The sequence below is a fragment of the Arthrobacter sp. TmtSoilC51 genome, from assembly GCF_055388015.1.
Genome location: NZ_AP035877.1, coordinates 1994067 through 2009439, shown reverse-complemented (window position 1 = coordinate 2009439; position 15373 = coordinate 1994067). Strand labels below are relative to the sequence as shown.

12 protein-coding genes are annotated in these 15373 nt (G+C 61.7%); 5 read left to right on the top strand and 7 right to left on the bottom strand.

What is annotated here, in order from left to right; genetic code table 11:
* Positions 1-1596: a cytochrome ubiquinol oxidase subunit I gene (locus ACZ5G6_RS09135; protein ID WP_498690895.1), complete on the bottom strand. Its 1596-nt coding sequence runs from the start codon at positions 1594-1596 to the stop codon at positions 1-3.
* Between the two features lie 280 nt (positions 1597-1876).
* Between ACZ5G6_RS09135 and ACZ5G6_RS09130 the strand changes: the two genes are divergently transcribed.
* A complete protein-coding gene (locus tag ACZ5G6_RS09130) occupies positions 1877-2263 on the top strand; it encodes a BlaI/MecI/CopY family transcriptional regulator (RefSeq protein ID WP_189016115.1) in 387 nt (128 codons plus the stop codon).
* Positions 2264-2268: 5 nt separating this feature from the next.
* Positions 2269-3294 (top strand): M56 family metallopeptidase, encoded by a 1026-nt coding sequence (locus tag ACZ5G6_RS09125; RefSeq protein WP_223936781.1) that lies wholly within the window; start codon positions 2269-2271, stop codon positions 3292-3294.
* A gap of 34 nt (positions 3295-3328) precedes the next feature.
* Here ACZ5G6_RS09125 and ACZ5G6_RS09120 read toward each other — a convergent pair whose 3' ends face one another.
* Positions 3329-3865: a Chromate resistance protein ChrB gene (locus ACZ5G6_RS09120; protein ID WP_498690893.1), complete on the bottom strand. Its 537-nt coding sequence runs from the start codon at positions 3863-3865 to the stop codon at positions 3329-3331.
* A gap of 33 nt (positions 3866-3898) precedes the next feature.
* Between ACZ5G6_RS09120 and ACZ5G6_RS09115 the strand changes: the two genes are divergently transcribed.
* Positions 3899-5146: an MFS transporter gene (locus tag ACZ5G6_RS09115; RefSeq protein WP_498690892.1), complete on the top strand. Its 1248-nt coding sequence runs from the start codon at positions 3899-3901 to the stop codon at positions 5144-5146.
* Between the two features lie 2 nt (positions 5147-5148).
* Here ACZ5G6_RS09115 and ACZ5G6_RS09110 read toward each other — a convergent pair whose 3' ends face one another.
* Positions 5149-7257 (bottom strand): DNA gyrase/topoisomerase IV subunit B, encoded by a 2109-nt coding sequence (locus tag ACZ5G6_RS09110; protein WP_223936777.1) that lies wholly within the window; start codon positions 7255-7257, stop codon positions 5149-5151.
* 303 nt (positions 7258-7560) lie between these two features.
* Here ACZ5G6_RS09110 and ACZ5G6_RS09105 point away from each other — a divergent pair, with 303 nt between their 5' ends.
* Complete coding sequence (locus ACZ5G6_RS09105; RefSeq protein ID WP_021473125.1) at positions 7561-7782, top strand: DUF7455 domain-containing protein; 222 nt, start codon at positions 7561-7563, stop codon at positions 7780-7782.
* A gap of 160 nt (positions 7783-7942) precedes the next feature.
* Here the strand turns inward: ACZ5G6_RS09105 and ACZ5G6_RS09100 are convergent, their stop codons facing one another.
* From ACZ5G6_RS09100 to ACZ5G6_RS09085, 4 genes are all read right to left on the bottom strand, one after another.
* Positions 7943-9262 (bottom strand): RNA polymerase sigma factor, encoded by a 1320-nt coding sequence (locus ACZ5G6_RS09100; RefSeq protein WP_223936775.1) that lies wholly within the window; start codon positions 9260-9262, stop codon positions 7943-7945.
* Between the two features lie 254 nt (positions 9263-9516).
* Complete coding sequence (locus ACZ5G6_RS09095; RefSeq protein WP_223936773.1) at positions 9517-10779, bottom strand: DUF4192 domain-containing protein; 1263 nt, start codon at positions 10777-10779, stop codon at positions 9517-9519.
* Positions 10780-10897: 118 nt separating this feature from the next.
* The gene (locus tag ACZ5G6_RS09090) at positions 10898-12259 is read right to left on the bottom strand and encodes an MFS transporter (RefSeq protein WP_498690888.1); all 1362 of its coding nucleotides are present in this window, start codon (positions 12257-12259) and stop codon (positions 10898-10900) included.
* A 35-nt stretch (positions 12260-12294) separates the two neighbouring features.
* Positions 12295-13233: a proteasome assembly chaperone family protein gene (locus ACZ5G6_RS09085; RefSeq protein WP_223936770.1), complete on the bottom strand. Its 939-nt coding sequence runs from the start codon at positions 13231-13233 to the stop codon at positions 12295-12297.
* Between the two features lie 334 nt (positions 13234-13567).
* Here ACZ5G6_RS09085 and ACZ5G6_RS09080 point away from each other — a divergent pair, with 334 nt between their 5' ends.
* The gene (locus tag ACZ5G6_RS09080) at positions 13568-15091 is read left to right on the top strand and encodes a leucyl aminopeptidase (RefSeq protein ID WP_223936768.1); all 1524 of its coding nucleotides are present in this window, start codon (positions 13568-13570) and stop codon (positions 15089-15091) included.
* Positions 15092-15373: the final 282 nt, after the last annotated feature.

Below are 15373 nucleotides of genomic sequence, written 5' to 3'. Positions count from 1 at the left end.
CTAGTAGGCGAACGCCAGGACGTCGTCGGCTTTGTCAGGACCCGGGGTGCCGTCGTCGTTCTTGTCGCGCGGCTCCTGCTCCTTGCCGTGCGCGAGTTCCGGCATGGCAGAGGCGACGCCGCCGCGGACGTACTTGACCAGGAGCTTGACTTCCACCACCAGCAGGACGGCGTAGATGGCGGTCAGGACAACCAAAGAGCTCATGAGTTCGCCTGCACTGACGCCGGGTGAAACGGCGGCGGCAGTGAACATGAAGACCTGGTCAATACCGTTCATGTCAGGGTTGGGCGCCACGACGAAGGGTTGTCGGCCCATTTCGGTGAAGATCCAGCCCGCGGCGTTGGCCCCGAACGGTGCCAGGATTCCGAAAACGGCAAGGCGCATGAGCCACTTTGACTCAGGAACGATGCCCTTGCGGGTGACCCACAGGGCTATCAGCGCGGCCAGGGCCGCGACGCCGCCGAAGCCGATCATCATCCGGAAGCCCCAGTAGGTGACCTCCATGACGGGGACGTACTGGATTTCCTGGCCTGCGCGGTCGCCATACAACGGGTTGTCCGGCAATTGCGTGCCGTACTTCTCCTTGTACTCCCCAAGCAGGCTGTTCACGCCCTTAACCTCGGTGGTGAAGTCGCCCTTGGCGAGGAAGGAGAGGATGCCGGGCACTTCGATGACGGCCACAATGTCGTCACAGTTCTTGGCGCCCAAATTGCCGACGCTCAGCACGGAAAATCCGGTACCGTCGTGGCATGCCGCCTCCGCGGCAGCCATCTTCATGGGCTGCTGCTCGAACATGAGCTTGCCTTGCAGGTCACCCGTCAGGGCGGTGCCGGCGAAGGAGATCATCGCCACCACCGCGCCGATCCGCAGGGAACGCATCCACACTGTGTAGTCACTCTTGTCGCGGCCCGCGATGTCGGCCTCTCCTGCGACCAGCCGACCATCCTTGCCAACCACGTCAATGCCGTCATGGCGGCGGCGCCACAAGTGGTACCAGGCGATGCCGAGCAAGAAGGCACCTGCAACTCCAAGGGCACCGAAGAGCGTGTGCGGTACGGCAACGAGCGCAGTGTTGTTGGTAAACACCGCCCAGGCGTCGGTCATGACGGGCCGTCCATCCACCATCTCAACGCCCACGGGATGCTGCATCCAGGAGTTGGCCACAATGATGAAGTAGGCGGAGAAGACGGAACCGATCACGGCAATCCACAGGCAGGCCAGGTGGATACTTCGCTTCAGTTGCTTCCAGCCGAAGATCCAGAGCCCGAGGAACGTGGACTCGACGAAGAAGGCGAGAAGGGCTTCGAGGGCCAGCGGTGCGCCAAAGACGTCTCCAACGAACCGGCTGTATTCACTCCAGGCCATGCCGAACTGGAATTCCTGCACGATGCCCGTTGCCACACCCATGATGAAGTTGATGAGGAAGAGCTTCCCCCAGAACTTGGTCATCCGTAGATACTCTGGCTTGCCCGTGCGGTACCACAGGGTCTGTATGACGGCTACCACCAAGCCCAGGCCGATAGTGAGCGGCACCATCATGAAGTGGTAGACGGTGGTGATTCCGAATTGCCAGCGTGCGATTTCCAAGGCGTCCATGGCTGTCCTTTGTCCGGCGGCCCGAAGAGCGGTGTACTTACTTCTACGTTACGTAGAAAACTAATCTTCTACACAGTGTAGAACAAATGGCAAAGCCACACGCCCATTCTTCAAGCGGCGTAACGCACCTGCAAGGGTAAATGGGCATCCGCGGCGCGCCGATAGTTCTACCTCACGTAGAATGAAGGGCTGAAAAGCGGTAGATTTGTGGTGGAATGTTGGATCATCGCTCCCAGGCTGTGGCTTTTGCCACCGGGGCGCGGAAGGTAGGGACGTATTGATGGCGAGTCTTGGGGAACTGGAACGGGCAGTGATGGACCTGCTCTGGGCGGGCCAGGAGGCTGCAACTGCCAACACCCTGCGTGATCTTCTCGCGCAGGACTCCGAAGCCGGCGACGGCACAGCGGGACACCAGGGCAAGGACCTGGCAGTGACCACGGTCCTGACCGTGCTCTCCAGGCTGGAGAAGAAAGGCTTGGTGGAACGCGAACGCGGAACCCGGCCGCACCGCTACCAGGCAGTTTCGAGCCGCGCGGACCATACTGCCGAACTTATGCACGAGGTCCTCGGCTCGGCTCCTGACCGCGAAGCCGTCCTGGCACGCTTCATTGGTTCCGTCTCCGAAAGTGAAGCCGCTACCCTGCGCAAACTGCTCGGCTACAATTAGCCAGTATGTTCTGGACCTCATACTTCCTGGCGGTCCTGGCATTAATACTGGCGTGGCCGGTACCCGTTTTGCTTTCGCGCGCGCAATGGCCTGCCCGCTCCCCTTTCACGGCCATGGTCTTGTGGCAGGCGATTGCCCTCGCAGGTGGCTTGTCCATGATCGGCGCCATGCTCGTCTACGGCCTCGAACCGATCGGCGACAACCTGATCGCGGGGCTCAGGAGCCTGGCGGGCATGGTTTTCAACAACGAGCCAACCACCGCACTAGGCTTCTGGCACCTCTTCGCCCTGTCTGCGGCCGCACTATTGACGGCGCACCTGGTGTTCACGTTGCTGTTGACTTACTACAAGATTGAACGGCAACGCAGTCGACACCGCGAACTGCTCACGCTTCTGGCCTCACCCTCCGACGACGGTCCGGGCACCGTAGTGATTAACCACGATTCCCCCGTGGCATACTGCTTGCCCGGCGGTGCACGCTCTGTGACAGTCTTGTCCGACGGCCTCATGGCCGCCCTCGAGCCGGCAGAACTGCGGGCGGTGCTCATCCATGAAAATGCCCACCTCTCCCAGCGTCACGATCTCCTCCTCTGGGCCTTCGCAGCCTGGCGGCAGGCGCTCCCTTGGTTCCCCACCACACGGCTTGCCCAGACGGCCGTGAACTCCCTGATCGAAATGCTGGCTGACGACGTCGCGCTCAGGACCGAAAGCAAAGGGACCTTGATCAAGGCCATCGCCATTGTCTCCAGCGGGTCCTCAACACCAGGACTTGGCGATCAGGCGCTAAAGGGGAAGGCACTTGGCGGCGCACTGAGCCCACAGGCGCTCGGCGGGGGCGCCGTCGTCGAGGGTGGCACCGTCAGCGCCACCGGCGGGGCAGATTCACCGCGTACGACGGCGTCACGCGTCAGCCGCCTTCTCTCGCCGCAGCCTCCGCTCGCCAAAACTCTTCGCGCCCTGGTGTTGGCCGCCTCGGCACTGCTCCTCGCCGTACCCACGGGGCTCCTGATCGTCCCGGGGTTGCTGGGCTAAGTACGAAAATTGCCCGGAGGCCCCAGGCTGCGTCTCAGGGAAGCGTCGCGTCATAGACCAACGACGAGTAACCCTCCAGGGCGGTCACGCACCGTGCCAGGCCAGCCGAAGCTTGGTCGGCTTGCGGGAGCCGCAGCACGTCCCTCGATTTCAAGCCGCGATACCAACGCCGCAAGCGCTCCAGGCTCTGCTCTTCCTCCTCCAGTTCCGCGAACGTGAACTTCTTCCGCGAAATTTCCTTGGCTATCTCCTGCTCGAACTTTCCGCAATCCACCATGAACTCCGCCCATTCGTCAGCGCGGGCGGCCTCAAACGCCGCCCGAAAGGTATCGGCACCATCGCGGGGCGAAGCATCCACCAAGGTCCATTTGCCATCGCTTTTGGAAACCAGGGAACGGGCCTTGGCGAGCCCGGCCTCAAAAGCGGAGTGTGCAGGCACCAACCACGTGCCCGGCAACAAGGGAACCGCCCCGGTCCGCCTAAGCTCCCGCCACACGGCAACACGGTGCTTGGACGGTTGCGAGGGCACCTGGACAAGGATGAGCAACCATCCCAATTCGTCATCAGTCACAGGAGCGAATGTAGCAGCTGTTACATTGAGGGCGTGAACGAGGACAACTCACTCTTGACTGCAGCCGTCTCCCCCAGCCACCGATGGCCCCTCTATGCGGCCGGCTTCACCACAGCTTTTGGCGCCCACGCCGTGGCTGCCGGACTTGGGGCAGAAAGTGCGGACATCGGTTTGAGCCTGCTTGGCCTGGGCGTGCTGTTGGCCCTGTACGACATCGCGGAAGTCTTCCTCAAGCCGGTCTTTGGGGCGATCAGCGATCGTATTGGGCCGAAGCCTGTGATCATCGGAGGCCTCCTTGCCTTCTCCGCCGCCTCCCTGATCGGACTTTGGGCCGATGAACCCCTCCTGCTGGCTGCGGCGCGGCTTGGCCAAGGCATGGCCGCCTCGGCCTTCTCACCGGCGTCCTCTGCCGGCGTTGCCAGGCTCGCGGGCAAGCACACGGGACGATATTTCGGCCGCTACGGCTCATGGAAGGGGCTTGGCTACGCGGTCGGTCCCCTGCTGGGCGCCGTAGCGATCATCGTCGGCGGGTTTAAGCTTCTCTTCCTCATCCTGTCCATACTGGGCTTGGCAGTAGCGATCTGGGCTGCCGTCTCCGTGCCCCGCATGGCTCCCCTGCCCCGCCCCAGATACACCATCGTTGATGTCTGGAAGCAAAGTACCGAGCGATCGTTCCTTGGCCCGACCTTGGTGCTGGCGGCGTCGACTGGCGCCTTGGGTGCCGCTGTGGGGTTCCTGCCGGCCCTGGCGGCAAGGGAAGGGCTCGGCACCACCGGCAGCGTCGCCGTCGTGACCGTGCTGGCCTTGGCGTCGTCGCTGGTCCAGCCGAGGATCGGAGGATTACGCGATCGGGGAGTCATCGCAGACAGGCCAGGTATGGTGGCCGGCTTGCTGGCCATTGCCCTCGGCGTACTTATCGCGGGCTTTCTTCCCGGATCGGCGGCTATCGACGGTGCGATTTCCCTGTATCGCGGCGTGCCCATCTACGGCGGTGCCGTCTTCATAGGACTGGGAATTGGCATTGCCACGCCACTGGCATTCGCGCACTTGGCGGATGCCACTCCCGCTGAACGACTCGGCCGTACCATGGGTTCGGCCGAGCTGGGACGGGAGCTTGGTGACGCGGGCGGCCCCTTGTTGGTGGGCGGGGTTGCCGTAGCGGCAGGCCTCCCCTGGGGCCTGGGCGCACTGGCTCTCGCCGTAGGAGCAGCAGCCTTTGCCGCACCAGCTTCCGCGGCTTCCGGGTCCGCGACGAAGGCGGCCCGGAAACCGCAGGTCTGAACTCAGGCGTCGATGCGTTCCCGGTCCAGCGTCGCTGCCCCGGCAATGATGAATTCCTTACGGGGAGCCACGTCCGAACCCATAAGGAGATCGAAAACCTCTTCAGCACGCTGTGCGCTGTCAATGCCCACCTTCCGCAAGGTCCGGTGGCGCGGATCCATGGTGGTCTCTGCGAGCTGCTGGGCGTCCATTTCACCCAAGCCCTTGTACCGCTGGATTGGCTCCTTGTAGCGCTTGCCCTCCTTGGCAAGGTTGGCCAGGAGGACATGCAATTCTGCCTCGGAGTACGTATAGATCATCTCGTTGGCCTTCTGGCCCGGGTTGATGACCTCCACGCGGTGCAGGGGCGGAACAGCGGCAAACACCCGGCCAGCCTCGACCATGGGTCGCATGTAGCGGAAGAAGAGTGTCAGCAACAGCGTACGGATGTGGGCGCCGTCGACGTCGGCGTCCGTCATCAGGATGACCTTGCCATAACGCGCGGCGTCAATGTCGAAACTGCGCCCTGAGCCCGCACCCACAACCTGGATAAGTGCGGCACATTCCGCGTTGGAGAGCATATCCCCTACCGAAGCCTTCTGGACATTAAGGATCTTGCCTCGAATAGGAAGCAGGGCCTGGAAATCTGAAGACCGGGCAAGCTTGGCGGTACCCAGCGCAGAATCACCCTCAACGATGAAGAGTTCGGATCGCGCCACATCATCAGTACGGCAGTCGGCAAGCTTGGTGGGCATGGACGAGGTTTCCAGTGCGTTCTTTCGGCGCTGGGTCTCCTTGTGCACCCGGGCCGAAATGCGCGACTTCATTTCGCTGACGATCTTTTCCAGCAGCAGCGCCGATTGTGCCTTGTCGTTGCGGTTGGCAGAGCCCAACCTGCTGGAGATTTCCTGCTCGACCACCTTGGCAACGATGGCACGAACAGCAGAAGTGCCAAGAATTTCCTTGGTCTGTCCCTCGAACTGTGGCTCGGCCAAGCGGACTGTGAGTACCGCCGTGAGGCCGGCCAGGACATCGTCCTTCTCGATCTTGTCGTTGCCCGCCTTGAGCTTCCTGGCGTTCGTTTCCACGGCCTTTCGGAAGGTTTTCAGCAACGCCGCCTCAAAGCCCGCCTGGTGCGTACCGCCTTTGGGGGTCGCAATGATGTTGACGAAGCTACGCATCGTGGTCTCGTAGCCGATCCCCCAGCGCAGGGCAATGTCGACTTCGCAATCGCGTTCGACTTCGGCAATCTTGCTGTGCCCGTTTTCGTCAAGGACCGGAACGGTTTCCTTGAACTTTCCCGAACCGTGGAGGCGCCACACATCCGTCACTCCGGAGTCAGCTGCCAAGAACTCCACAAATTCCGAAATGCCGCCGTCGTGGTGGAAGACTTCCTCGTGCACACCGTTCTCACCGGGCGTGCCCGCAAGCTTGCGTTCATCGCGGACAGTGATCTTCAAGCCGGGGACAAGGAACGATGTCTGGCGTGCGCGCGAGGCGAGGTCGTCATAAGAGAACTTGGCATCGGGAGTGAAGATCTGGCGGTCTGCCCAGTAACGCACCCTTGTACCGGTGACGCCGCGTTTGGCCTTGCCAACAACGTCCAGCACAGAGTTTTCAACGAACGGCTCAAAGGGCGCATTGGGGCTGGGCTTGGCTCCGGAATCGATGAAGCGTCCGGGCTCACCACGCCGGAAGGACATTTGGTACGTCTTGCTGCCGCGGTCCACTTGAACATCCAACCGGCTCGACAAAGCGTTGACCACCGATGCACCTACGCCGTGGAGGCCACCCGACGCCGTGTATGAACCGCCACCGAACTTGCCACCTGCGTGCAGCTTCGTAAAGACAACTTCGACGCCGGAAAGGCCAGTCTTCGGTTCGACGTCAACCGGGATGCCTCTGCCGTCGTCATGGATTTCGACTGAATTGTCCGCGTGCAGGATCACTTTGATGTCATGCCCGAAGCCGGCCAGGGCCTCATCGACAGCGTTATCGATGATCTCCCACAGGCAGTGCATGAGTCCACGGGAGTCGGTGGAGCCGATGTACATGCCCGGGCGCTTGCGAACGGCTTCCAGGCCCTCAAGGACAGAAAGATGCCGGGCGTTGTATTCAGAACTCGGTGCCACTCGCGGTGTGCTCCTTCGGGGTATATCTCAAGGTGTCTTTCAGGGCCTGTTCACGTGCTGATCCATGTGCTGATCCATGTGCTGATTCATGTGCTGATTCAAGTCCTGATCCAAGGCAAACACTGCCCATCTTAGGCTAGTCGCGGCCGCCCATCCCCACCGGTTGCCACTCCCGGCAACCAGCATGTTGCTTCGTTACGTTACGCACATGTGATACGCGGACAGCGAAAGTGATCCATCCTTGCCATGGTTCTGCTCCGAATACTGGTTATATGGATGTACAGAACTACTAAGGAGGCCGACATGACAACAGCAGTTGCAGACCGCACACTGAACGCAGCTGACCGATGCGATCGTTGCGGGGCTCAGGCATATGTCCGCGTTGTACTCGAGTCCTCCGGCGGTGAGCTGCTTTTTTGCGGCCACCACGCACGCGCAGTTGAGGCCACGCTTCGGCCCCTGACCTCCGACTGGCACGATGAGACCGAGCGCCTCAACGAGAAGGCACCCGTCCCTGTCGATTAGGCAGGAAAGCCCGGCCACAAGACCGGCAAACACTTCGAGCATTCAACAGGGCTCCTCCCCACCAGGGAGGGGCCCTGTTGTGTTGGCCTCGATTTTTCCGAAACAAGAACAGCCCAGCCGGATGATCCGGCTGGGCTGTTCTTGATGGTGAAGGAAAATCCTAGTCCAGGTAATCCCGCAGGACCTGCGAGCGGGACGGGTGCCGCAGCTTGGACATGGTCTTGGATTCGATCTGGCGGATGCGCTCACGCGTAACGCCGTAGACCTTGCCAATTTCGTCTAAAGTCTTAGGCTGGCCATCGGTCAAGCCAAAGCGCATGGCGACGACTCCGGCCTCACGCTCGGACAGCGTGTCCAGAACCGAGTGCAGCTGCTCCTGGAGGAGCGTAAAGCTCACGGCATCAGCCGGAACAACAGCTTCCGAGTCTTCAATGAGATCGCCGAACTCGGAGTCGCCATCCTCACCCAGTGGCGTGTGCAGCGAAATCGGTTCACGGCCGTACTTCTGGACCTCCACGACCTTCTCAGGCGTCATGTCCAATTCCAACGCCAATTCTTCAGGCGTGGGTTCGCGACCCAGGTCTTGAAGCATCTGGCGCTGGACACGGGCCAGCTTGTTGATGACTTCCACCATGTGCACCGGGATGCGAATGGTGCGGGCTTGGTCGGCCATGGCGCGCGTAATGGCCTGGCGGATCCACCACGTTGCATACGTGGAGAATTTGAAGCCCTTGGTGTAGTCGAACTTCTCAACGGCGCGGATGAGGCCCAGGTTGCCTTCCTGAATGAGGTCCAGGAAGAGCATGCCACGGCCGGTGTAGCGCTTGGCCAGGGAAACAACCAGGCGAAGGTTGGCTTCTAGCAGGTGGTTCTTGGCGCGCTTGCCATCGTGGATGACGAACTCAAGCTCACGCTTGAGCTTCGGGTCCATCGAACCGTCGTCGGCGTTGATCTTTTCTTCAGCAAATAGTCCGGCTTCGATGCGCAGCGCCAAGTCGACTTCCTGCTCAGCGTTCAGCAGGGCGACCTTACCGATTTGCTTCAGGTAGTCCTTGACGGGGTCAGCGGTGGCACCGGCGGACATGACCTGCTGGACAGGGGCGTCGTCGTCATCAGCGTCCGAATAGACGAATCCGGATCCGGGTGCCGCGGGCTTGTCTTTGCCGGTTACGGCGCCGTCCTCGACGTCGTCGTCTCCGACTTCAACTTCCTCGGCTGCTGCGGGATCGAAATCTTCGTCCTCGACAGCCACTTCGTCGGTGTCGGGCTCGGAGTCCGAAGACTTGTTCGCGGCTTCGGCCGCGGCCTTGGCGCCGGGCTTGGGTCCACGCTTCTTTGGTGCCGGCTTGTCAGAGTTGTCCTCTGAAGCCTTGGTGGCAACACGTGTCGCCGCACGCTTTGCCGAAGTGGCCGCCTTGTTTTCCTCAGCGGACAGTTCGGCCTGGGCGGCGGGTTCCTTCTCGACGGAAGACGGGGTCACAGAAAACCTTTCTAGCGGCGGTCTGTGGAATCACCATGCGGGCAACACCACTATGACCCTGTCAAGTCCGCGATCAATTTCAAATGCGATCGCCGTCCGCAGAGTCACTATGTACAACTGCCAACGACACCGTAATGTTCCCCGATTCCGGGCCCATTGCGGGCATTCAAACGCGGACCCAACCGGGTCTCGGCATCCATTGTCTCACGGTTTTATGAATCCGACGCTTGATGAAGCCCGAGAGCTACTGAAAGCTAGTGCAGGGAGCCTTTGTAGCTTCCCCATGCGGACTCGGGACGGCTGGCCCAGGCGCAGATGCTGCCTTGCCCGAGGATCTCATCCAGCAATTCGGCTAGCCTGTACCCCGGCCTCGCCGAATTTGCACGCACAAGGCAGGCGTGTGCGTAGGATCCACTTCCCTTGCACCAGGCAACCCAGCCCTGCAGGGTCAAAGCGGCAGCAGCTACTTCCCCCACTTCTCCTTCAACGCATAGATACGACAGCACGCGCTGCAGGGCATCCAGGTGACCCCAGTCCGGCACTGCCGGTTCAACTCCCAGAAGGATGTCAGCGTACGCAAAGATGTTCCGCTTCCCCCTTGTTCCAAGGGTCCCGTCAGCGGACCTGTGGGCCTTTGTGGGCAATCCCAGCCCGTTGGCATCGAAGGGCAGCGGCTCGGAGCTGTCACTGCTGCACAACCCGAACGCAGCTGCCCCTGCCTTCGCGGAGCCGGTACCCGCCGCCGCCATAATCATGAGACCGTCCCGCCAGGCCGGGACACCGAGTGTCGATCTCAGAAAACCGGTGAGTTCCGGGGTGAATGCTTCCATGGCGTTGCCGTCGGGTTGGGTCCGCGTGTGGTCCAGAACCCGTAGCCACACATCCAGAACGGCATCAAAGCAGCTACCGTTTCGCCACGACAACCGCATCCGCTTGGCGAAATCTGATTCGGCAGCAGACACCGCAGCATCCAGAACGCCCGGGCGGGCAAGGACCGGTGGATTTGCCCGGCTCCGTGGAGAGGGTCCAATGGTGCTCCCTCGATAAACCATCTCAGCGCTGAGCTGGCTGTTCCGAATGCGGTCTATCGGCAGACCGGGCGCAGGGCAGCACTCCTGATCAGCGCAGAAAGCGTTGCGCCAATACTCGGGACCAACCAACCATGCATCCCGGACAGACAAATCAACGTGGTCAAGGGTTTGTTGGAGCTGGGCCAGCAGTGGAAGTGACCTCCTGACAACCCTGCCGTCGTCCCAACCCCTCTCCGTGTAAACGGCAAGCACCACGCCGTCGGCGAGAGTGTCCGCAATCAAGTAATTACGTACGTGCTCGGCAAAGTCTGCGAGCGCGCGGCCCGAACCCGCGGCAGGCAGGTCCACCCGAAGAGCCGCTCCGAGTAACTTCCCCTGCATTGTGATGGCCACAAGGCTGTCTTCGGGCCAATAGCCCAACAAGTGCGGGATGTAACCGAGGATGTCTTCTGGTTGATGAATGCTTAGCGTCTCTTTGGCGGTCATGGTTCAAGCTTGGGTAGCACCCACGCGTGAAAACAGGGGCCATCAGGCTTATGTGGATAAAGGTGGACACAGATGGGCGAACCACCGAAACTGCGCTCCCGGAGGTTGGTGCTTGCAGTTATCCGTTGTTGCCTTCATCCGACTGTGCACGCACCGCACGCCGGCGCTCGATCCTTTCGCGGCGCTGCTTGGCCAAGGTTGCCGCAAGCGGAGGTACGTGGATTCCCTGCTCTGCCATCTGCAACCGGACTTTGCGTCGGGTGAGCATGATAAGCAGTGTGCCTATGCCCAGAAGGACGAACTGGACGCTGAGGGCGACGCGGAACGGATCAAGGCCGTACAAATCCCCGCCGGAGAATCCGCTCGCGTTCAGGACGTCGAGCACCAGGCCGATCAGGTAGATCGCCACCAAGGCAGCGATGAATCCTCCTACGTTGACGATCCCGGTGGCCGTACCAATGCGGTGCGAGGGATTGAACGTACGCGCGAAGTCGAATCCAATCATGGAGCCCGGGCCACCAACGGCCAGCACCACCACCAGGATCACCAGCAGCCACAACGGCGCCCGGCCCGGAAGGATGAGCACTGCAGCCCAAGCCAGTGCAGTGGACGCGGTGATCAGGAGGACCATGGCCGATCGCCGCATTGGATGTTTGGAGACAAAGCGTCCAAATCCAGGTCCGGAGACGATGGCAGTTGCCACGAACAGGGCCATCAAGGCAGAGACCGTCCCCGCATCGAGTCCCTGAGCGGAGAGGAGGAAGGGATAACCCCACGTCATGGCAAAGAGGTTGCCGCTGAACTGGACGGCGAAATGGCTCCACAAGCCAAGACGCGTGCCCGGCTGCTTCCAGGCGCGCGAAAGGGAAATTCCGGTAGCCCGCAGGCCCTGCCCGGTTTCCCGCGGCGGGTGTCCGGGAGGCAGGTCCCGCAACAGCGCGAGGACCAGGATGATGGCCAGCACGGACATCGCCGCGAGTGAAGCGAAGGCGGGCGTCCAGCCGGCGGAGTGAAGAAGCAGGGCGAAGGGAACCACGCTGAAAAGTTGGCCCAACTGCCCGCACATGCCGGTGAGCTGGGTAACCAAGGGAACCCTGGCCGGGCTGAACCACAATGGAACGAGCCGGATGACGGAGATGAACGTCATGGCGTCACCGGCCCCCACCAGGACGCGGCCCAAAACCCCTCCCGGGACGCTGTCCGCGAAGGCGAGCTGCAACTGCCCCAGGCCCATCAGAATGGCACCGCCGGCAATCATGACGCGCGATCCAAACCTGTCTACCAGGACGCCTACCGGAATCTGCAAGCCGGCATAGACAAGCAACTGCAACACGGTAAAAAAGGAAATGGCCGAAGCACTGGCATGGAAGCGTTCCGTTGCTTCCAAGCCGGCGACACCAAAAGAGGTTCGCTGCGCTACGGCCACCAGATAGGCAAAGACGCCGATCGTCCAGATAAGCCAGGCGCGGGGAGCAGTCACCCCTCAATTATGCCTGTCAGGAGTTCAAAGCTGATTTATTGAGGCGAGTCTTTACGCGCCAGGTACGCTTCCACGGCAGCCCCGATGTCCTCGGCGTTAGGCAATTCGTCGTTCTCGTCGGCGAGCAGAGACCGCCTTACGATGCCCTCGGATTTCTCGTCGTAGCGGGCCTCCAGGTTGGCCACCACAGCCTGCACTTCTTCTGAAGCTTCAATCTGCTCGGCGATCTGGCGGCCGACTTCCCGGCCAGCTTCCCGGAGCCGGTCGGTAGGAAGCATCAGGGACGTCGCGGCTCCCAGGTACTCCAGCCCTGCCACCGCGGCTGGCGGGTATTCGGCTTCGGCCAGGTAGTGCGGCACGTGGATGACATAGCCGGCCACGTGGCGTTCGGCTTCCGTGAGCCGGAGTTCAAGGATGTGTCCAATGGCGGCGGGAACATCCACCGTTGGCTTCCAACTGGAGATGCCTTCGATGAGTTCGGGACGATTGCCGTGAACAGTTACTCCCACCGGCCTCGTATGCGGTACGGGCATGGGAATCGAATGGATCCAGGTGACCAGGTTGACGTCGAGCTTCTCCACGATTCCCACGACCGCACGGGAGAAACGCTCCCACTGCAGGTCGGGTTCGAAGCCGGCGAGCAACAGGAACGGCTGGCCCAGGCCGTCCGTGAGCCTGTAGAGCGCCAGCGTGGGTGCGTGATAGTCCTGCAAATGGTCTTCGACGAAGCTGATGTGGGGGCGCCGTGAGCGGTAGTCGATGAGCTGGTCGGCGTCGAACATGGCTACCACCTCGGCGTCGAGTTGGTCCAGGAGTTCCGCGTTGATCTGCCTGACCACGTGACCGGCATCGGCAAAGCCCGTGAAACCCATGACCATATTCAGCCCGCGCAATTCAGGGCTGTGGAATATCTCGATGTTGCTCGCGTAGAGCGCCTCGGGGTCCAGGAGGGAGCCGGATATCCGTTCAAACACGGCATGTTCCTTTCGCAGTGGCAAGGTTCGGTGCCCCCATCCATCGTCGGTCATGGCGTCGCTGACTTCATGAAGGTGATGTGGGGACTTTGTTTCTCTTGGTACAACGCTGCACGCTCAAGTGGCATTCCTGCCACTGGTGTGCCGCAGCTCTCATTTAATTGCTTTCCGCAGCCTGCGAGAGACTACGATCGAAACGGGCCGACGTCCTTTTGCGACGCTGGACCTGAAGACCAAGGCCGCCGTCGCAAGAGGACGTCGGGCGCGTACCGGGGCAGGCCGCCAAACATACGGCCCCGCCATGCAATGCAGAGAGAAGTGAGGAAACATCCTCGTGGTCAAGACTACTGACATCATCCTCGGCGTCATCGCCAAGGACCTGAAAAAGTCACCCAGCGACGCACTTGTGATCGGAGTTGCCCAAGGCTCGGACGGACCAGTGCTGCTCGAGAACCCGCTCAGCGCCAAGGCCGCTGAGTCCATGGAGGGATCGCTGAAGCTCCTTGGGGTCACCGGGGCTCCTGATCAGGCGCACCGCCTTCCGGGTTTGCCGGAAACGGGCTCAGGGATCCTGGTCCTGGCAGGCGTGGGCAAATTGTCCGAGGACGGCAGCCTGACTGAAGAGGCGCTGCGCCGGGCCGCAGGGTCCGCAATCCGGCAGCTTGCCGGGGTCCCATCGGTGACCTTGGCGTTCCCGACGGCGTCCGTCACCGACGTCGCTGCAATCGCCGAAGGCGCCGCCATGGGCGCGTACTCCTACACTGAACACCGTTCAAGCAGGGATGGGCTCAAGGATCCGGTGGCCAAGGCACTGATCTTCACCGGCGTGGACGCCAAAGCTGTACAACCTGCGCTTGACCGGGCAACAGTACTGGGCAGGGCCGTCAACGCGACGCGCACGCTCGTCAACCAGCCACCGAGCCACTTGTACCCCGAGTCATTCGCCGAATCCGCCAAGGAACTGGCCAAAGGACTTCCCGTAAAGGTGACGGTCTGGGATGAAAAGCGTCTGGAAAAGGAAGGCTTTGGCGGCATCCTCGGTGTCGGCAAGGGTTCAACCCGCCAGCCACGCCTGGTCAAGGTCGAGTACGCTCCGGCAAAGGCAACCCGGAAGATCGCGCTCGTCGGCAAGGGCATTACCTTCGACACCGGCGGTATCTCCATTAAGCCTGCCCTCGGCATGGGTGACATGAAGAGCGATATGGCCGGCGCCGCCGTCGTTCTTAATACGGTCCTCGCCATCGCCTCGCTGGGCCTGCCCATCAAGGCAACCGCGTGGCTTTGCATTGCCGAGAACATGCCATCCGGCGCTGCCCAGCGGCCGGCCGACGTTCTTACTGTCTATGGTGGAAAAACGGTCGAGGTCCTGAACACGGACGCCGAGGGCCGCCTGGTCATGGCGGACGGCTTGGTGGCCGCGAGCCTGGAAAAGCCGGACGCCATCATCGACGTCGCTACACTCACCGGCGCCCAGCTCATCGCGCTCGGCCTGCGCACGGCAGGCGTCATGGGGTCCGACTCCGTTACTGCGGCGTTGAAGTCTGCCGCAGACCGCGCAGGCGAGCTCGTCTGGCCGATGCCGCTCCCGGAAGAGCTTCGCCCGAGCCTGGACTCCCAGGTTGCGGACCTGGCCAACATCGGCGAGCGTAACGGCGGCATGATGACCGCGGCCGTGTTCCTGCGTGAATTCGTGGGCAAGAACGGCGACGGCCAGCAGATCCCGTGGGCCCACGTCGACATCGCCGGCCCATCGTTCAACAACGGCAGCCCTTACGGCTACACGCCCAAGCAAGGGACAGGATGCACCGTCCGTACCTTGGTGGCCTACGCAGAGGATCTGCTGGCCCGCTCCGAGTAAGCACCCGGCTCCACCGCACTTAAGCGGATTGTGCGGGTAGTGCGGATCCGTCCGCACTGCCCGCACAGCCCCGGAATTATGCGGGGTGTAGCGCTGTGTCACAAGTGAACGTGAGTCTCGACACAAGCGCTCCACAAACGCCCGTGGAGGGTGGAGCATGGGTAGGTGGTTCGCTAAGGTGAACTCGATAGTCACAAATGCAAGAGAACTTAGGTGCTGGCATAATCACGGCAGAACAAGTTCCAAAGACCCGATGACACGCAGTCCCGTGTCATCATTCAC

Bases quoted from the DNA above. Each gene is read 5' to 3' on its own strand.
- ACZ5G6_RS09135 (WP_498690895.1), bottom strand. From the start codon at position 1,596: ATGGACGCCTTGGAAATCGCACGCTGGCAATTCGGAATCACCACCGTC.
- ACZ5G6_RS09130 (WP_189016115.1), top strand. From the start codon at position 1,877: ATGGCGAGTCTTGGGGAACTGGAACGGGCAGTGATGGACCTGCTCTGG.
- ACZ5G6_RS09125 (WP_223936781.1), top strand. From the start codon at position 2,269: ATGTTCTGGACCTCATACTTCCTGGCGGTCCTGGCATTAATACTGGCG.
- ACZ5G6_RS09105 (WP_021473125.1), top strand. From the start codon at position 7,561: ATGACAACAGCAGTTGCAGACCGCACACTGAACGCAGCTGACCGATGC.
- ACZ5G6_RS09095 (WP_223936773.1), bottom strand. From the start codon at position 10,779: ATGACCGCCAAAGAGACGCTAAGCATTCATCAACCAGAAGACATCCTC.